The sequence below is a fragment of the Streptosporangium sp. NPDC003464 genome (assembly GCF_053588315.1).
The window spans coordinates 1-18,726 of record NZ_JBSFPS010000207.1; the positions used below are offsets into that span (position 1 = coordinate 1).

Genomic DNA, 18,726 nt, shown 5'->3' on the forward strand with positions numbered 1-18,726 from the left:
CCCGGATCGGCCAGTCGTCGGTCAGCCGCGCGCGGTAGTCGATGAACTGCTCGTCGAGCAGGCGGACCGTGGTGCCGGGCGGGCCGGACGTGTGGCGGGCGGCCTGGGTGAGGCGGACGCGGTAGCTGACGATCTCCGTCGGGCCCTCCTGGGCGATGCCGTACACCTGCCGGTAGCGGGCGGAGAAACGGCCGGCCAGCTCGGCGGGCGAGTCGGACCAGGGGACGGTCAGCTCGTGGGCCTGGCCGACGAAGCGGAGGTCGGCCGAGCGCGTGACGGACACGCCGGGGGAGTCCGGGGAGAGGCCGAGATCGAGGGCGGCGGCCGCGGCGAGGTCGGCGAAGACCTGCGCGGGGTCGGCGTCCAGGGCCGACAGGACGCGGTCGGTGGACAGGTCGCCGGTCAGCAGGCCGGCCGCCGAGCCGACGCCGCAGCGGGCCGGGACGTGCACGGTGGAGATGCCGAAGCGGGCGGCGACCCGGGCCGCGTGCATGGGGCCCGCGCCGCCGAAGGCGACCATGACGGACCCCGCCGGGTTGATGCCGCGCTGCACGGTGACCACGTGCACGGCCGACCCCATCGAGGCGTTGGCGATCTCGTGGACCGCGTGCGCGGCCTCGGCCCTGGACACCCCCAGCGGTCCGGCCAGGTGCTGGTCGACGGCCTTGCCGGCGAGCTCCGGGGACAGCGGCACCGTCCCCCCGGCGAAGGAGGCGGGATCGAGGTAGCCGAGCACCAGGTTGGCGTCGGTCACCGTCGGCTCCCCGCCGCCCAGGCCGTAACAGGCCGGACCGGGCTCGGAGCCCGCCGACCTCGGCCCGACCCGCAGGGCGCCGGCCGGGTCCAGCCAGGCGACGCTGCCCCCTCCGGCGCCCACCTCCGCCAGGTCGACGGCGGGGGTCTTGATCGGCACCCCGGTCCCGGCCCGGCGGCCGCCGAAGCTGCCCTTCCCGCCGACGTGGAACTCGTGGGTGATCTCCGGCCTGCCGTCCCTGATCACGCAGGTCTTGGCCGTCGTCCCTCCCATGTCGAAGGAGATCACGTCCGGGTACCCGGACGCCGCGGCGGCCAGCACCCCGGCCGCGGGCCCGGACTCGATCGTGGCCACCGCCCGGCGCGCGGCCAGCTCGGCCGACATCACGCCGCCGCCGGAGTCCATGACGTGCACCGGGGCGGTGATCCCGAGTCCGGCCAGCCGCGCGCTCAGCCGCCGCAGGTATCCCGTCATCACCGGCCCGACGTAGGCGGACATGATGGTCGTGGTCGCCCGCTCGTACTCGCGCAGCTCCGGCCAGACCTCCGAGGAGATCACCACGGTCGGGACCACGGCCCCGAGGATCTCCGCGACCCGTCGCTCGTGGGCCGGGTTGGCGTAGGAGTGCAGCAGGCAGACGGCGACCGCCGTGACGCCCCGCCGGGCGATCTCCGCGCCGACCCGGGCCACGGCCGCCTCGTCCAGCGGCCGCAGCACCTGGCCGCGGCTGCCGATCCGTTCGGGCACCTCGAAGCAGTCCTCGGCCGCGACCGGCGGCGCGGGCGGGTCGAACCGGAGGTCGTAGCGGTCCTCCTCCACCCGGGCGTACCGGCCGAGGGGGACCGCCGAGCGGAAGCCCAGGGTCGTGACGTAGGCGACCCGGACGCCGCGCCGCTCCAGGACCGCGTTGGTGGCCAGCGTGGTGGCGTGCACGACCCTGGTCACCGCCGACGGGTCGGTACGGCCCAGCACCGCGGTGACCGCGGCGACGATCCCGTCGGCGGGGTCGTCGTGGGTGCTCAGGCACTTGGCGACGGTCATCTCGCCGTCCGGCCCGCTGAGCACCGCGTCCGTGAACGTCCCGCCGACGTCGACCCCGATCGAGTGGCTCACCGGCCCTCCCCGTCCGGCGGGCCGCCGGGCCCGCCCGTCCGCCCGCCCATGGGATCCCCGCCCCGGGGGCGGGACCCGCCTCCGCCGCCGTGCTCGCCCACCCGCCGGTCCGTCCGCCCGCTCCGCTCGCTCACGGAGCGCAGATTATTTCCCCTAGCAAGCGCTTGTCTATCCGGCATCCTATTGACTTCTGCACTACGGTTGCCACGCTGTCCTTATCCCCCTTTGGGAGTGGCGATGCGGCGGTCCGGATCTGCTCTGACGCTCCTCGGCGGCCTGGTGCTGGCGGTCGCCGCGACCGCCCCTGCGCTGGCCCACGAGCATCCCAGCGGGATCACCGATCTGGTGACCCCCGCGGTCGTCCGGATCGAGGCGGAGGCGCACGTCGACATCACCCTGCTGGACCACATCGGCGAGCTGGTCCACGTGGAGCGGAGCTACAAGGTGCCCATCGGCAGCGGCACCGGGACCGTCGTCAACCCCGAAGGCGGCGTCGTCACCCTCACCCGGGTGGTCAAGACCGGCAAGGACGTCGCGGTCTACGCCGCCAACAAGATCTTCGCCGAGCACCACAAGGTCAAGATCCCCCTGGACTTCGAGCGGCACACGGTCAAGGACGACCAGCTCAACCGCCATCTGCAGGAGTGCTATCCGCCCAAGCAGCCCACTGCGACCTGCATCGTCGACGTCACCACCGAGATCCGCGTCTTCCCCAACATCTCCCCGGCGGACAAGGAGGGGTTCAAGGCCGAGATCGTCCATGCCGACCCCAGGCCCGACGGCCCCGCCGTGCTGATGCCCGTCGGGCGTGCCGACGGCGGCGCGGGCCTGCCCACGGCGCCGCTCGCGGCGGCGGTCCCCGACAAGGAGGGCTCGCCGGTGGCGGTCGCCGGATTCACCGGGCGGCCCGCGGCCGACCTGCCGGAGACCGTCGACATCGCGCACCTGCGCGCCGGGGGCGCCGGTGAGGGCGGCCGGCGGTTCAAGGACCCCGAGAACAAGGTCGACGAGCCGCGGAAGCTGGGCGCCCTCGTCGACAGGGGGCTGCTCGGCGGGCCGGTGATCGAGGACAAGAAGGGCGAGGTCGTCGGGCTGCTGATCGGCGGTGGCCGGGACGGCCGGATGATCGGCGTCCGGGAGATCGCCAAGGCGCTGGCCGAGGCCAGGATCACACCCCGGCGCGGCCCGATCGACGCCGCCTTCGAGCAGGCGCTGACCCGCTTCCACACCAAATACTACGGCGACGCCGTGCCCGCCTTCCAACGCGTCCTGGAGCTGTATCCCGGGCACACCGTGGCGGCGGCGCACCTGAAGACGTCCCAGCTCAAGCGGGGCACCGCCGAGGACGAGGGGACCAGGAGAGCGGCGGCCGCCACCGAGGACGAGGGCGCCGGGCCGCCGCTGTGGCCGTTGCTGGCCGCCGGCGGCGTGCTGGTGGCGGCCGTGGTGGCCGGCGCGCTGCTGCTGTGGAGGCGCAGGTCCCCGCCGGAGCCGGTGGAGGGCGGCTCCGGAGCGAGCCGGGGCGGGGACACCCGGCCCGGGGAGGCCGGCCCGCCGCCGCCCGCGCTCCGCCGTCCGGCGCCCGGCGAGACGGCCGACCCCACGGTCGTGGTCAGCCGCTCCTTCCCCGCCCTGCCCAAGACCTCCGGCACCTCGCCCGGCCGGCCCGTGCTGGTCGCGCGAGATCCCGGCGCCAGACCCACCGACCCGGCCGCCCACGGGCAGCCCGACGGCAGGGCCGCCGACCCGGCCGGCCAGAAATACTGCACCGCCTGCGGGATGCGGCTGGGCCCCGCGCACCGCTTCTGCGGTTACTGCGGCCACCCCTCCGAGACGTGACGGCCGTGAACGAGCGAGCGCTGATCGGCCAGGAGGTGGCCGGATACTACGTCGAGGACGTCATCGGCAAGGGCGGCATGGCCGTGGTCTACCTCGCGGTGGACTCCCGGCTCAACCGCCGGGTGGCCCTGAAGATCCTCAACCCGCTGCTGGGCGAGGACGACCGCTTCCGCCAGCGCTTCGTCCTGGAGTCGCGGACGGTCGCGAGCATGGACCATCCCAACATCATCCCGATCTACGAGGCCGACTCCGCCGCGGACGGCACGCTCTACATCGCGATGCGCTACGTCGACGGCCCCGACCTGCGCCGCCTGTTCTACGACCGGGGGCCGATGCCGATCAGCCAGGTCAACCGGATCTTCGCCCAGGTGGCCGCCGCGCTCGACACCGCCCACGCGCACGACCTGATCCACCGCGACGTCAAGCCCGCCAACATCCTGATCGCCGGCCACACCGAGGGGGACCACGCCTACCTCACCGACTTCGGCATCACCAAGCACCGCACCTCGATCTCCGGGCTGACCCAGACCGACCAGTTCATCGGCACCCCCCGCTACATGTCTCCCGAGCAGATCAACAAGGAGCACATCGACGGCCGCTGCGACCAGTACGGCCTGGCCTGCGTGGTCTACGAGGCGCTGGCCGGACGGCTGCCGTTCCAGCGCGACAACGAGATCGCGCTGCTCTGGGCGCACCTGGCCGAGTCGCCCACCCCGCTCAGCACACTCCGGCCCGAGCTCCCGCTGGAGGTCGACGGCGTCATGGCGCGGGCGCTGGCCAAGTCGCCCGAGCAGCGCTACGACACCTGCACGCAGTTCGTCACCGAGCTCCGTGACGCGATCAGCGGCCAGTCCTACCAGCTCGTCCGCGACACCGGGGCCGGCCGCGGCGCCCGCGAGGGGAAGGGCCGCGGCGCCCGCGAGGGGACGGAGGAGAAGAAGCGGCCCGGGCCCGGCGGCCGGGGCATCCTGATCGGCGCGGCCGCCGCGATCGTGGCGATCATCGCGCTGGTGGGGGTCCTGGCGACGTTCCTGCGGGGTGGTGAGGACTGGGTGCCCTACGCGGGCTCGGCCGCGGTGCCGATCTCCTTCGAGCACCCCGGCGACTGGACCCCGCGCCCGCACGCCGACGTGTTCATGGTGGCCTCGCCGAAGGCGGGGGAGTTCGACGCGCTGTTCGCCACGCCGGTCACCGCCGACTGGGCGGCCGTCAACGAGATCATCAAGAACACGCCGGAGGAGGCCACCGGCCTCTACGCGCAGACCCTCGACACCCTCGACCCCCGCGGCGGCGCGCAGCAGCTCCAGGAGACCCTGCAGTCCTCGCTGCCCGGCACGGTCAACGTCTACGCCGAGGTGGTCCAGGTGCTGGTGGGCGGCAGGCCCGCCGTACGGCTGGAGGGGTCGATCACCGATCCGCAGCGCGGCGGCAAGCTGGAGTTCTTGGGATGGGCCGTGGAGCGGCCGGACGAACCCGCGCTTATGATCTACTTCTGTGCGCCCGGCAGGTGTGACGACGGGCTGGCCAACCGGCTCGTGCGGAGCGTGTCCTTCCAGGTGTCGTGACTTGTGGCCCACTTGCAACCGGCTTGTCTGGGCGTTTTGTCCTATATGAAATGAGGACGCGAGGGCTTAGTCTCCCCGCATGGCGGTTCCCCTCCCCTCTGTTCGGCACCTCCGCACGGTGTCGCTCACCCGGCACCTCCGCACGGTGTCGCTCACCCGGCACCTCCGCACGGTGTCGAAGATCGATCTGCTCGTCGGATGCGGGATCATCGCTCTCGGCACGCTGGAGGCCTTCACCGTCGCCACCGAGTACGGCGCGGCCGAGACCCCCGAGCTGTGGTGGATCGGCCAGGCGCTCGTCACCGGCGTGCTGGTGTGGTTCCGCCGCAAGGCGCCGGTCGCGGTCTACATCCTGATGATCCTCGCCCAGTACGCCTGGCACCGGCAGGGCTACGAGCACTGCCAGGTCTGGCAGCTGGCCTCCCTGCTCCTCGTCTTCCACACGATCGGCGCCGAACTCCCCTTCCGGCCCGGCCTGGCCTGGGCCGTGACCGGCGTGCTGGTCTTCGACTCGGGCGCCGTCGACCACCGCTGGCTCCCCTTCGGCGAGGTCGTCTTCCTGACCGTCGTCTTCGGCGCCGCCTATCTCACCGGCCTCGTCGTGCACGCCCACGTCGGCCGGATCCGCCGCCTGGCCGACCACGCCGCACAGGTGGAACGCGACAGGGAGCGGCAGGCGGCCGAGGCCGTCGCCGAGGAGCGGGCCCGCATCGCCCGGGAGCTGCACGACGTGGTCGCCCACAGCGTCAGCATGATGGTCATGCAGGCCGGGGTGCTCCGCCGTACGCAGGGCGGGGACAGCGAGGTGCTCCTCGGCATCGAGCGGATGGGCCGCGAGGCCGTGGAGGAGCTGCGCGTCATGCTCGGCGCGCTGCGCATGCCGCTCGACGAGGCCATCCCGCAGCCCGGCCTGGACCTGCTGCCCGGCACGGTGAGCACCCTCGTCTCCTCCGGGCTGCGGATCACGCTGGAGGTCACCGGCGAGCCGGTACGGCTCGCGCCGGGGCTGGACCTGTCCGCCTACCGCATCGTGCAGGAGGCGCTGACCAACGCGGTCAAGCACGCGGGCGAGTCCGAGATCCGCATCTCGATCGCCTACCGCGCGAGCTCGGTGGAGCTGGAGGTCCTCGACGGCGGCGGCACGGCCGCCCCCGGGCTGTCGACGGGCAACGGCCTGATCGGCATGCGCGAGCGTGCCGCGCTGTTCGGCGGCGTGTTCGAGGCGGGCCCCCGCCCCGAGGGCGGTTTCCGCGTCCACGCGTCCCTGCCGACCTCCCAGGAGGTGCTCGCCGATGGGCGGACCAGATGAGCTGACGACATGGCGGCCCGTTGAAGGGGCCGACGACCCGCTGGGCGAGGAGAAGAAGTGAGCATCCGTATCGTGATCGCCGACGACCAGGCGATGGTCCGTGCCGGGCTGAAGCTCGTCGTGGAGAGCGAGCCGGGGATGGAGGTGGTGGGGGAGGCGGCCGACGGGATCGAGGCCGTCACCGTGGCCCGCCGCACCCGGCCCGACATCGTGCTGATGGACATCTCCATGCCGCGGATGGACGGGCTCACCGCGGCCAGGCAGCTGCTCGACTGGCCGGACCCGCCGAAGGTCGTCATGCTCACCACCTTCGACACCGACGAGAACCTCTACGCCGCGCTCCGCGCCGGGACCAGCGGGTTCCTGCTCAAGGTGTCGCCGCCCGAGCAGCTCGTGGAGGCCGTCCGCGTCGTCGTCGGCGGCGACGCGCTGCTCGACCCGGCCGTCACCACCCGGGTCATCGCCTCCTTCGCCGGCCGTCACGACCCCGCGCCCCCGCCCCAGCTCGCCGATCTCACCCCGCGCGAGCTGGAGGTGCTGCGGTTCCTGGCCCGTGGCCTGACCAACGCCGAGATCGCGGGCGAGCTGTTCGTCGGTGAGGCCACGGTCAAGACCCACGTGGCGCGGGTGCTGATGAAGCTCCATCTGCGCGACCGGGCTCAGGCGGTGGTGTTCGCGTACGAGTCGGGGGTCGTCCGGCCCGGGGCGGCGGTCGGGTAGAAGGAGACCCACTCCTCGCGGCCCATCCGGAGCATCTTGACGCCGAGCGAGCCCAGCGCGACCATCGGGGCGACCCACATCACGACGGTCACCGGGCCGTAGGGGATCAGCAGCGAGGTGCCGTAGCCGACGCCGACGACGAGCGGGACCCACCAGTGCGCGAACCCGGCGCGCCAGACGCCGATCAGCAGGATCGGCAGACCGAGGATCGCGAAGAAGATCCACGGCATCTGGAAGCCGAAGACGAAGCCGGGCAGGTTCAGCATCTCATCCATGATGCGGGTGGCCTCCTCGGGGCTGTAGTGCCGGCCGAGCCACCACTCCACCGGGTCGCTGAGGAGCAGGCCCGACAGGTTGATGTAGCCGAGGACGGTCAGCGGGCCCACGATGTGGCCGAAGACCACCGAGCGGCGGCGCGTCACGTGCAGCAGGCCGAGGGCGGCCAGGGCCATCAGCAGGTAGGCCCAGTGGTACATGGCCGACTCGATCTGGGCGAGGGCGGGGTTGACGCCGTAGCTGACGGCCTCGCGGTCGTCGCCCCAGGTGCCCGGGTCGAGGACGACGGCGACGGCCTGCAGGAGGGGGGCGACGATCAGCAGCGTGCCTGCGGCCACGCGCCGGAAGTCGGCGGAGTCTTTGAACATGGGGGGCTTCCTTGCCTGTACGGGACTGTCGCAAGGAAGGTAGGCCCCCCTCTCCCGTCAGGTCGTCCGCCGCGGGGCGGATCCGCCGTCCCCTTCGCGGGGTAAGCGGGTCTCAGCCGGAGGCGTTACGGGGGCGGCCCGGCGGTGCGCGGGTCTCGTCCCGATCACCCGTTCTGGGCGCGCAGGAGCAGGCGCAGGAGCAGGCGGGGATCGCCGGCGGGTCCGCGCCGGGCTTCAGTGGGTCCGGGCCGGTCCTCAGCGGGTCCGGGCCGGGCCGATGCCGTTCAGGACGGTGGTGACCAGGTCGTCGACGAAGCCCGGCGGGACCTGGACGGGGGGCGCGGCGGAGCCGTGGAACAGCAGGCCGGGCAGGACCAGCTCGTGGCAGGCGCCGACGATCATCGTGGCGGCCGCCTCGACGTTCACCTCCCGCCTGAGCCGGCCGAGGTCCTGCTCGGCGCGGAGATATCCGGCCAGGGCCACCCGCAGCCCCAGTCCGGTCCCGACGGGATTGGGCAGGCCGGCGAACAGGGAGAGCACCTCGGGCCGGGCGATCAGACCCGCGAAGGCGGGCATGATCGCGGCGTGCAGCGCCACGCCGTGGGCGATGTAGGCGCGCAGGTTGTCCTCGACGGTGCCGGCGCCCGCCCGGGAGGGCAGCTCGCCCAGCTCGCGTTCGACGTTCTCGACGTGGGCGTGCAGGGCGAGCGCGAGGAGCTCCTCCTTGCCCGCGAAGTGGTTGTAGAGCACGCCGTCGGCGACCTGGGCCTCGCGGGCGATGTCGCGCACGGTGAGCCCGGCGGTGCCGCGCCGGGAGATGAGGCGTTCGGCGGCGGCGATCAGGTGCTCGCGCAGGCTCTGGCCGCCGTCGCCGTCACGGAGCGCGGCCGCTTTTCTCGGTGACATCACATCGCATAGTAGTGAGCCTTCGGAGGCGAACGTCGTGGCCCGGCCGCCGCCGTGCGGACGGGGCGCCGCCCGCCGGTCGGCCGGACCCCGGCGGCGGCCAGGTGACCAGGGCCGGACGCCGACGGCCGGCCCGGCCCGGGACGGGGCCGGGCGGGCGGTCAGGGACGGGTGGCGGTGACCAGCCAGGCGGCGCCGCGCAGCCGTACGGCGTCGGGCTCCTCATGGCGCCGCAGCGCCGCCGTGAGCGCGGCGCGGGCGCGGGCGGCGGCGGCCTGGTCGGCCTGGCCGAGCAGGAAGCGGACGGGGCCCCAGGCGCCGAGGAAGCGGCCCGCGTCCTCGGCGTCCCGGCCCCACACCTGGGGCGCCTCGACGGGCACCGAGGTCACCCCTTCGAAGCCGGCGCCGGTGAGCACCTCCCGGACGCGGTCCGGGTCGGCCAGCGACTCCGGCCCGGACCTCTCCGGCCCGGTGGGACCGGGCCCCGGCGGGAGGTGCTCGGCCATCGCCGCGAAGACGGCGCCCAGGTCGTTGCGGCTCATCTCCCGCAGGGCCAGGAAGGCCAGCCGTCCTCCCGGCCGCAGCGCGCGGCCGATGTTGGCGAACGCGGCGACGGGATCGGCGAAGAACATGATCCCGAACCGGCTGACGGCCACGTCGAAGCCCGCGTCGGGGAAGGGGTGGATCTGGGCGTCCCCCTGCTCGAAGGTCACGTTGGCGACGCCCTCGTCGGCCGCGGTGGCCCGCGCCCGCTGGAGCATCGGCGCCGACAGGTCGACGCCGGCGGCGTGCCCGTGCCGCGCCCGCCGGGCGGCCAGCCGCGTCAGCTGCCCGTTGCCGCACCCGACGTCGAGCACCCGGTCCCGCTCGCCGATGGCGGCGGCGGCGAGCAGGGGCTCGTTGAACCCGCTGTTCACCGCGTCGTAGCGGTCCTGGTGATCGGCCCAGTGGTTGCCCTCGTAGCCGTTCCAGGCGTCGGCCTGCTCGGTGTTGACGATGGAACTCATCGGCTCTCTCCTCCGTGGTGCGGCCGGACGGCTCCGTGCGGCCGGCGGTCCGCATTATGAACACATGTTCATGAACGAGTGTTCATAATGCGTGGCCGGGTCCGGGGTGTCAACACGCGCGGCGCCGGTGGCGGGCGTCCCGACCGTCACGAGCGGGGTGGAAGATCTCCAACCTGTTCGGATCAAGCAATAAGGGATGTGTCCATACCGGGACATAGTGTGTATATTTTTCGTCATTGGGTCTCATCTGAGGGAGGATTTATCGTGAGAGCTTTCCCGCGTGTGCTGTTCGACGAGGCGCACAACGAGTCCTGGACCATCCGGCGGGACGTGGCCGAGACGATGAATCCGGGACACCCCGACGACAACAGCTACGCGCGGGCCGCCGAGCTCCTGCGCCGGCTCGGCCACACCGTGGCCGCGCACACCGAGGGTCCGATCACTCCCGCCCTGCTGGGCTCGAACGACGTCTTCGTGATCGCGCACCCCTCGGCCGACCGCTGGGAGCGCACCACCGGCCTGGGCAGCCCCGTCTTCCCCGTGGAGGAGCTCGACGCGGTCGAGGCCTACGTCGCCGAAGGCGGCGGCCTGGTCGTCCTGGCCGAGTGCGAGCAGGAGAAGTACGGCAGCAACCTCGACGAGCTGCTCGCCCGCTTCGGCGTCGGCGTCGAGCACACCACCGTCCAGGACCCCAGGAACGCCCACAACGGCGTGGCCTCCTGGGTCCTGGGTTCCCCCGGTGACGGCACCGGCGAGGACCTCCTCGCCGGCGCCCGTCGCGCCTGCTTCTACCGCGCCGGCGTGCTCGTCGCCCCCGAGGACGCGGCCGTGCTGTTCCGGACGTCGTCCACCGCCGACCCCGCCGGCCTGCCCCTGGCGGTGGCCGTACGGCACGGCAAGGGCCGCGTCGTGGTCCTCGCCGACTCCGACCTGTTCGGCGACGACTCCATCGGCGACTACGACCACGCCGCGCTCTGGGGCAACCTCGTCACCTGGGCCGCGCGCGTCCCCGTCTCGGCGGCCGCGAAGGAGTCGGAGGCCCGCTCCGCCTTCCAGGGACTCAAGGACGCCGTGGAGGCGCTCAAGCCCCTGCAGGCCAAGGACGGCTCGATCGAGGGCGACCGCGACCGGGCGGTGGCGCTGATCTCCGAGATCGTCGACCACGTCGACGGCCTCACCCCGCGTTTCCCGCACGACGAGGCCTACCTCACCGCGGTCGTCGCCGACTTCCGCAAGTGGGTCGAGCAGGGCCTGGGCGTGCCCGACTTCCTGGACTCCCTCAACGCCTTCCACCCCGACACCCAGCGGGTGGACGGCCTGGAGCACCTGGTCGTCTTCCCGATGTACACCCAGAACGGCACCACCTTCCGCTACATCGAGGCCGTCTGGATCCGCACCGTCTGGCCCGAGTGGCTGGCCGAGCTGGAGAACACCCGCTACGACAACCCGATGTTCGTGCCGATCGCCTTCGAGGACTTCACCTCCGGCTACGACACCAACTCCGCGGTGCTCTTCCCCGAGACCGTCGCCGTCCGGGAGACCCCGTCCCGCTTCACCTGGGGCGGCATCTTCTGCGACCGCGAGGCCGCCCGGTTCCGCGCGGTCAGCAAGGCCGCCGCGGAGACGCTCAAGCTGGCGCTGCCGCCGGACGCCGCCCGGCTGATCGAGTCGCAGGAGCTCGCCCAGGACACCTTCGTGCTCTGGGACCTGGTCCACGACCGCACCCACAGCCACGGCGACCTGCCGTTCGACCCGTTCATGATCAAACAGCGCATGCCGTACTGGCTGTACTCGCTGGAGGAGCTCCGCTGCGACCTCACGGCGTTCGGCGAGGCCGTGAAGCTGGAGCAGGAGGGCGTGCCGCACGCCCGCTACGTCCAGCTCGCGATCCTGTTCGACCGGCTCTTCCGCTTCCCGATCACCGGTGACCGGGTCCGCAACTACGACGGCCTCGGCGGCCAGCTCCTGTTCGCCTACCTGCACCGCAACGACATCGTCCGGTGGACCGACAACCGGCTGAGCGTCGACTGGGCCCGGCTCGCCGACGGCGTCGCCGACCTGCGCAGCGAGGTGGAGAAGCTCTACCGCGACGGCATCGACCGCTCCAAGCTCGCCCACTGGCTGGCCGCCCACCAGCTCGTGGCCGCCTACGTGGAGCCGCACCCCGCCTCGGTCTGGAACCGCGGCGTGGAGGCGCTGCCGGTCGAGGGGTTCCCCAAGGCCGTGGTCGACGCGGTGCTGCCCGACGAGTTCCCCCTGAGCATGTTCTACGAGGCCCTGCGTCGTAAGCTCGGCGACGTCGTCGAATCCACGAAGGGGATCCGAGCATGATCATTCTTGTTGCCGGCGCGGCGGGTCCCGCGGGCCAGGCCGCCGTCCGCCGCTTCACCGACAAGGGGCACACGGTCATCGGCGTGGACAAGTCCGGCGCCGACGGCACGCTCGCGGTCGACCTGCTCGACTTCGACGCCGTCAAGAAGCTCGCCCGCGACATCGAGGCCGAGCACGGCAGGGTGGACGGCATCGTCCACCTGGTCGGCGGCTGGCGCGGCTCCAAGACCTTCGCCGAGACCAAGCTGGAAGACTGGGATCTCCTGCACGACCTGCTGATCCGCACCCTCCAGCACGTCACGCTCGCCTTCGAGCCGCTGCTGAAGGCCAGCGAGCGCGGCCGCTTCGCCGTCGTCTCCGCCAAGGCGGCCGAGCGCCCCACCCAGGGCAACGCGGCCTACGGCACCGCCAAGGCCGCCGCCGAGGCCTGGACGCTGGCCTTCGCCGACGCCCTGGAGGGCACGGACGCGACGGCCAATATCCTGGTCGTCAAGGCGCTCGTGAACAAGGCGATGCGCGAGGCGAGCCCGGAGCGGAAGTTCCCGGGCTTCACCGACGTCGACGACCTCGCCGAGGCGATCGACGGCCTCTGGGACACCGATGCCAACGGCACCCGGGTGGACCTCACACGCGAGTGAGCGTGACACGCACCACGGCGGCCGGTCCCCGACCACCGGCCGCCCCGCTCAAGGGGAAGAAGTGACGGACGCGATTCGCAGGCACGACCCGCTGGTGAAGGGCTTCGCCAGCGACAACTACGCCGGGGTGCACCCGGAGATCCTCCAGGCGATCGCCCTGGCCAACGAGGGCCACCAGATCGCCTACGGCGACGACACGTACACCGCTGCGCTGCAGGAGATCTTCAAGGGACACTTCGGGCCGACGGCCGAGGCCTGGCCGGTGTTCAACGGCACAGGCGCCAACGTGGTCGCGCTCCGCGCGATGACCGCGCAGTGGGAGGCGGTGGTCTGCGCGGAGTCGGCGCACATCCACACCGACGAGGGCGGGGCGCCGGAGCGGTCTGCGGGGCTCAAGCTGTTCACCGTGCCCACCCCGGACGGCAAGCTCACCCCCGACCTGATCGACAGGCAGGCGTGGGGCTTCGGCGACGAGCACCGCGCCCAGCCCAAGGTCGTCTCGATCACGCAGACCACCGAGCTGGGCACCCTCTACACCCCGGCCGAGATCAAGGCGGTCTGCGACCACGCCCACCAGCTCGGCATGCTCGTCCACCTCGACGGCGCCCGCGCCACCAACGCGGCCGCCGCGCTGGAGGTGCCGCTGCGCGCGTTCACCACGGACGCGGGCGTGGACGTGCTGTCATTCGGCGGCACCAAGGCGGGGATGATGTTCGGCGAGGCCGTCGTGGTGCTCAACCCCGACGCCGTCCGCGGCCTGCGCTACCTGCGCAAGACCTCCATGCAGCTCCCCTCCAAGATGCGGTTCGTCTCGGTCCAGTTCGAGGCGCTGCTCGCCGGGGACCTGTGGCTGCGCAACGCCCGCAACGCCAACGCCATGGCCCAGCGGCTGGCCGCCGCGGTCCGGGAGATCCCCGGGGTGGAGGTCCCGCGCCCGGTGCAGGCCAACGCGGTCTTCGCCATCCTGCCGCCGGACGTGACCGAACGCCTGCAGAAGCGCTTCCGCTTCTACGTCTGGAACGCGGCCACCGGTGAGGTCCGCTGGATGACGGCCTTCGACACCACCGAGGCCGACGTCGACGCCTTTGCCGCCGCGGTGGCCGAGGAGATAGACTCCTCCGCATGAGCACGCACAGTCTGGGTCTGTGGCGGGCCGCCCATCGGCGGACCCGCTAGCCAGTCCAGACTGCGCACACCAGACGGCCGCCGCGAACCGGCGGCCGTTCCGCGTTGTGCACGGCCAGGCGCGCGGCGGTCCCTTCCCAGCAAGGAGAGACCATGACCAAGCGCGTCTTCTCGGCGTTCAAACCCACCGGCCACCTCACACTCGGCAACCTCCTCGGCGCGATCATGCCCGCCGTACGGCTCCAGGACGAGGCGGACTGCGTCTACGCGGTCGCCGACCTGCACGCCCTGACCATCAAGCACGACCCCCAGGCCCTGCGGGCGCGCACCCGCGAGGCGGCCACCCTGCTGCTCGCCTGCGGCCTGGACCGGTCACTGGTCTACATCCAGTCCCAGGTGCCCGCCCACACCGAGCTGGCCTACCTGCTGGAGAGCACCGCCTACTTCGGCGAGATGCGGCGGATGATCCAGTTCAAGGAGAAGTCGGCCCAGCAGGAGGAGGTGCGGCTGTCGCTGCTCACCTATCCCGCGCTGATGGCCGCCGACATCCTGCTGCACCGGGTGGACCTCGTGCCGGTGGGAGAGGACCAGCGCCAGCACGTCGAGCTCACCCGTGACCTGGCCCTGCGCTTCAACCGCCTCTACGGCGAGACCTTCACCGTGCCCGAGGCCGTGCACCCCCAGATCGCCGCCAGGGTCATGGACCTGGCCACGCCCACCTCGAAGATGGGCAAGTCCGACGGCTCGGCCGCCGGGACGATCTACCTGCTCGACCCGCCCGCCGACATCCGTCGCAAGATCATGCGCGCGGTGACCGACACCGGCACCGAGGTGCGCTACGACCCTCAGGACAAGCCCGGCGTCTCCAACCTGCTCACCCTGCTCGCGGTCTGTTCGGGGCGGCCGGTCGAGTCGCTGGCCTACGAGGGTTACGGCGCGCTCAAGCGGGACACGGCCGAGGCCGTGGTCGAGACGTTGCGGCCGATCCAGGAGCGCCACGCCGAGCTGTCGGCCGACCCGGCCGAGCTGTCGCGGCTGCTGGCCGCCGGAGCCGCGCAGGCCACCGAGCGCACCGCCGCGCTGATGGCCTCGGCGCGCGGCGCGATCGGCCTGCCCTGAAGAGCACCCGGTGATCCGCGGGGGAGCGCCGCATCCGGGGCGGCCGGTCCCCGCGGATCAGTTTTTGTGGCCCGTCTCGTTCTCGTAGGCGGTGAGCTGCTGTTCGAGGGCCTTCATCAGCTCGAACACCTGGCTCGGGGGGATGCGGATCCGGCTGACGATCCGGGTCGGCACGCTGACGAAGTGCTGCCCCGAAGAGGGGTCGTTGGCGAGCTGGGGTGGTCTGGTGATCACCGCGAAGTCCAGGACGAAGCCGTCCTGGGTGTGCCAGACGGAGGCGAAGTTGGCGTACTGGCCCGCTTCGACCTCGGCGGAGATGCTCACCTCCAGGCGGTTCTCCGGCTCGTCGTTCACCATGATGTTCGTCTCCTCCGGCCAGGTTGGCCCCATGCTGCCCTGGCCGGAAACCGGCCGTGCAAGGACGCGCCGACGCTATTTAAGGATGGAAGGCAGCGGTTGGGCGCCGCGCTGCCTCAGCATGTCGGTCATCAGATCGATCTCACCCGCCTGACCGTTGACGATGTGCTGGGCCATGGTGGCCACCTCGTCGCGGTCGGACAGTTTCAACAGCGCCTGACTCATCTGCACGCCGCCCTCGTGATGGCGGATCATGAGCTGCAGGAAGAGGATCTCCTGATCCTTGCCGGTGGCCGCGCGGAGCCTTTTGAGCTCCTCCTGACTGGCCATGCCGGGCATCGTGGCAGATGTCTGGGGCGTTCCGCCGTGGCCGTGGCCGGCCATCCACGCCATCGCCGGCCGCTCGGTGGACTGCTCCAGCCCCCACTGCTGCAGCCAGCCGCTGAACATGCCGCGCTGGGCGGTCTGCGTGACGATGATGTCGTAGGCGAGCCGCCGCAGCGACTCGTCCTCACTGCCGTCTCTCGCGATGAAGGACATCTCGACGGCCTGGGCGTGGTGGACGGACATGTCACGGGCGAACCCCGCCTCGGCCGAGGCGTCGGTCGGGGCCGCGCCCCTGCCGACGACCAACAGCACGACGGCCGCCGCGGCCAGGCAGCCGAGCAGCGCGACGAGCGCCGTACGGCGCCGGGTTTTCGGGATTTCTCGAACAAGGGTCTCCATCGCGTGCCCAGACTACCCACTGTGGAGAACCGTCGCTCTATCATGCGCTGTGATTCGCTTATCCTCCACACACGCCGGTAGGGCATAGTGTGACCCGAAATTGGTTGCCGGCTGGAGGGTCGATGACGAAGGAAAAGGCGCAGGCGAGACGGGAACACATCGCCCGGATGCGCCAGGCGCAGAAGAGCAAGGAGCGCCGGACCGCGTTCCTGATGTGGGGCGTCGGTGGCGCCGTCATCGTCCTGCTCGCCGGGGTGGTCGGCTTCTACCTGGTGAACGAGCGGGCGGCGAGCTCGCTCGACGCCGTCACCAGCGCCAAATACCCGGGCGGCGCGCACGTCCAGACCCAGGTCAGCTACAAGGAGAACCCGCCGCTGGGCGGCGAGCACAACCCGGCCTGGCAGACCTGCTCCGTCTACGACAAGCCGGTCAACAACGAGAACGCCGTCCACTCGATGGAGCACGGCGCCGTGTGGATCACCTACCAGCCGGACCTGCCCAAGGACCAGGTGGAGAAGCTGAAGGCGATGGTCTCCGGCAAGGACTACATGCTCATGAGTCCCTACCCGGGGCTGCCCTCCAAGATCGTGGCCAGTTCCTGGAACAAGCAGCTCAAGCTGGACAGCGCCGACGACCCGCGCCTGGCCAAATACATCGCCAAATACCGCAACAACAGCGCCGAGACCCCCGAGTTCGGCGCCGACTGCGCCGGAGGCGTGAACACCACCACCGACCAGGCGCCGATCCCGACCGCCGCGCCGACGCCGGCCCCGAGCGCCAGCGCCGAGCAGTCCGTGGTCCCGGACCCGACCCCGTCGCCCAGCGCCACGCCGAGCTCCTGACCTCACCGGTACGGCCCGCGCCCGGCGTGGGCCGTACCGGCCGGAACGGTCTAGGCCAGCACCCGATCCAGGGGCATCGCCTCCAGCCCGTGCGCCTCGGCCACGGGCAGGTTGGTCAGGTGCCCCTCGTGCGTGTTCAGGCCCAGCGCCAGCGCGTGGTCCTCCCGCAGCGCCTGGCGCCAGCCCAGGTCGGCGATCGCCAGGGCGTAGGGGAGGGTCACGTTGGTCAGCGCGTAGGTCGAGGTGTGCGGGACCGCGCCCGGCATGTTGGCCACGCAGTAGAAGATCGAGTTGTGGACCCGGTAGGTCGGCTCGGCGTGCGTGGTCGGCCGGGAGTCCTCGAAGCAGCCGCCCTGGTCGATGGAGATGTCGACCAGGACCGAGCCCGGCCTCATCCGCGAGACCAGTTCGTTGCTGACCAGCTTGGGCGCCTTCGCGCCGGGCACCAGCACCGCGCCGATGACCAGGTCGGCGGCCAGGACCGCGCGCTCGACCTCGTAGCTGTTGGAGGCGACCGTCTGGCAGTGGCCCTGGTAGATGATGTCCGCCTGGCGGAGCCGGTCGATGTTCTTGTCCAGCAGCACCACCTCGGCCTGCATGCCGAGCGCGATGACCGCGGCGTTCATGCCGGACACCCCGGCGCCTATCACGACCACGTTGGCCGCGTGCACGCCCGAGACCCCTCCCATGAGCACGCCGCGCCCGCCTTCCGGCCGCATCAGGTGGTAGGCCCCGACCTGCGGGGCGAGCCGCCCGGCCACCTCCGACATCGGGGCCAGCAGCGGCAGGGAGCCGTTGGCGGTCTGCACGGTCTCGTAGGCGACGCCGGTGACGCCGGATTCGAGCATGGCCCGGGTACAGCTCTCGGACGCGGCCAGATGCAGGTAGGTGAAGAGCACCTGCCCCTTGCGCATCCGGTGATACTCCTCGGCGACCGGTTCCTTCACCTTCAGGACCAGGTCGCCCTCGGCCCACACGTCGTCCGCGGAGTCCACCATCGTCGCGCCCACGCTCTGGAAGTCCGAGTCGGGGATCGAGGATCCGGCACCGGCGTCCCGTTCGACGAAGACCCGATGGCCGTGGCGGACGAACTCATGGGCTCCAGCGGGAGTGAGGGCCACGCGATATTCGTGGTTCTTGACCTCGCGGGGAACTGCGATCTTCACGGCTCCTCCAGTATTCGCGCCTGTGTCTTCTTCACTCTGCGTTCCCTGGAAAAGGACCACCATGTGCAAGATGGAAGGAATCGGCCATCGATGATGACGGCCTGTCGGCCGATGCGCCTGTCATGTTTCCGGTGCGGACTTGACTGTCGGGTTACCTCCTCCTTTCGCTGATCGGTAGGCTCACCGCGAGCAAATGCGAGGAATACGGGGATGTGACGATGGAGCTGCACGCGGGGCCGGGCGACTCACCCGTGCCGCAGGGACCTCCAACCGGGCGTCACGCGCGTCCTCCGGGAGCGCCCGGGTCCCCGGCCGAGGCCCACGCCGCGGAGACGCCGGACCCCCTGACGGAGCCGTACGGCGTCGCCGGGGCACCCGGCTCCCTGACGGAGCCGCGCACCGTCCCGGAAGCGCCCGGTCTCCCGGTGGAGCCGTACGGCGTCGCGGCGGTGGCCGGCCCCGCCGGGCCCCGGGGTCCCGAGGGGACGCCCGGAGCCGCGGGCGGGCCCCGGGACGCCTCTCACCGGCCGCCCGGTCCGCCCGGTCCCGCGCGGCGGGAAGGGGC

The 18,726-nt window shown here is 71.9% G+C and carries 16 protein-coding genes; 9 read left to right on the top strand and 7 right to left on the bottom strand.

Features of this window, described 5'->3' with window-relative positions:
* Positions 1-1,867 (bottom strand): hydantoinase/oxoprolinase family protein (locus ACWDS7_RS34455; protein WP_451932658.1); only part of this gene is annotated, 1,867 nt, incomplete at its 3' end.
* 237 nt (positions 1,868-2,104) lie between these two features.
* On the opposite strand from ACWDS7_RS34455, the gene ACWDS7_RS34460 reads away from it, so the two are divergent.
* From ACWDS7_RS34460 to ACWDS7_RS34475, 4 genes are all read left to right on the top strand, one after another.
* Complete coding sequence (locus ACWDS7_RS34460; RefSeq protein WP_451932659.1) at positions 2,105-3,706, top strand: hypothetical protein; 1,602 nt, start codon at positions 2,105-2,107, stop codon at positions 3,704-3,706.
* A 5-nt stretch (positions 3,707-3,711) separates the two neighbouring features.
* The gene (locus ACWDS7_RS34465) at positions 3,712-5,271 is read left to right on the top strand and encodes a serine/threonine protein kinase (protein ID WP_451932660.1); all 1,560 of its coding nucleotides are present in this window, start codon (positions 3,712-3,714) and stop codon (positions 5,269-5,271) included.
* A gap of 79 nt (positions 5,272-5,350) precedes the next feature.
* Positions 5,351-6,580 (top strand): sensor histidine kinase, encoded by a 1,230-nt coding sequence (locus ACWDS7_RS34470; protein ID WP_451932661.1) that lies wholly within the window; start codon positions 5,351-5,353, stop codon positions 6,578-6,580.
* Between the two features lie 57 nt (positions 6,581-6,637).
* Positions 6,638-7,300, top strand: coding sequence for a response regulator (locus tag ACWDS7_RS34475; protein ID WP_306857420.1), 663 nt, complete (start codon positions 6,638-6,640; stop codon positions 7,298-7,300).
* Here ACWDS7_RS34475 and ACWDS7_RS34480 read toward each other — a convergent pair.
* The 3 genes from ACWDS7_RS34480 to ACWDS7_RS34490 form a co-directional block, all read right to left on the bottom strand.
* Complete coding sequence (locus ACWDS7_RS34480; protein WP_451932662.1) at positions 7,240-7,944, bottom strand: hypothetical protein; 705 nt, start codon at positions 7,942-7,944, stop codon at positions 7,240-7,242. The genes ACWDS7_RS34475 and ACWDS7_RS34480 overlap by 61 nt on opposite strands.
* 255 nt (positions 7,945-8,199) lie before the next feature.
* Positions 8,200-8,850: a TetR/AcrR family transcriptional regulator gene (locus ACWDS7_RS34485; protein ID WP_306857423.1), complete on the bottom strand. Its 651-nt coding sequence runs from the start codon at positions 8,848-8,850 to the stop codon at positions 8,200-8,202.
* Positions 8,851-9,011: 161 nt separating this feature from the next.
* Positions 9,012-9,857, bottom strand: a complete 846-nt coding sequence (locus ACWDS7_RS34490) for a class I SAM-dependent methyltransferase (protein WP_451932663.1) — start codon at positions 9,855-9,857, stop codon at positions 9,012-9,014.
* A 264-nt stretch (positions 9,858-10,121) separates the two neighbouring features.
* Between ACWDS7_RS34490 and ACWDS7_RS34495 the strand changes: the two genes are divergently transcribed.
* From ACWDS7_RS34495 to trpS, 4 genes are all read left to right on the top strand, one after another.
* Positions 10,122-12,188, top strand: a complete 2,067-nt coding sequence (locus ACWDS7_RS34495; RefSeq protein ID WP_451932664.1) for a DUF6421 family protein — start codon at positions 10,122-10,124, stop codon at positions 12,186-12,188.
* A complete protein-coding gene (locus tag ACWDS7_RS34500) occupies positions 12,185-12,826 on the top strand; it encodes an SDR family NAD(P)-dependent oxidoreductase (protein ID WP_451932665.1) in 642 nt (213 codons plus the stop codon). The genes ACWDS7_RS34495 and ACWDS7_RS34500 overlap by 4 nt, the downstream gene beginning before the upstream one ends.
* A gap of 61 nt (positions 12,827-12,887) precedes the next feature.
* Positions 12,888-13,952, top strand: a complete 1,065-nt coding sequence (locus ACWDS7_RS34505; protein WP_451932666.1) for a threonine aldolase family protein — start codon at positions 12,888-12,890, stop codon at positions 13,950-13,952.
* A 152-nt stretch (positions 13,953-14,104) separates the two neighbouring features.
* Entirely contained in the window at positions 14,105-15,070 is a 966-nt protein-coding gene (gene trpS / locus ACWDS7_RS34510) for a tryptophan--tRNA ligase (RefSeq protein ID WP_306857430.1), read from the top strand.
* Positions 15,071-15,127: 57 nt separating this feature from the next.
* Here trpS and ACWDS7_RS34515 read toward each other — a convergent pair whose 3' ends face one another.
* A complete protein-coding gene (locus tag ACWDS7_RS34515) occupies positions 15,128-15,427 on the bottom strand; it encodes a DUF3467 domain-containing protein (RefSeq protein WP_306857431.1) in 300 nt (99 codons plus the stop codon).
* A gap of 75 nt (positions 15,428-15,502) precedes the next feature.
* Entirely contained in the window at positions 15,503-16,153 is a 651-nt protein-coding gene (locus ACWDS7_RS34520; protein WP_451932667.1) for a DUF305 domain-containing protein, read from the bottom strand.
* Positions 16,154-16,275: 122 nt separating this feature from the next.
* Here ACWDS7_RS34520 and ACWDS7_RS34525 point away from each other — a divergent pair, with 122 nt between their 5' ends.
* On the top strand, positions 16,276-16,995 hold the full coding sequence (locus ACWDS7_RS34525) for a DUF3105 domain-containing protein (RefSeq protein WP_451932668.1): 720 nt from the start codon (positions 16,276-16,278) through the stop codon (positions 16,993-16,995).
* Positions 16,996-17,045: 50 nt separating this feature from the next.
* Here the strand turns inward: ACWDS7_RS34525 and ald are convergent, their stop codons facing one another.
* Positions 17,046-18,161, bottom strand: coding sequence for an alanine dehydrogenase (gene ald / locus ACWDS7_RS34530; RefSeq protein ID WP_451932669.1), 1,116 nt, complete (start codon positions 18,159-18,161; stop codon positions 17,046-17,048).
* Positions 18,162-18,726: the final 565 nt, after the last annotated feature.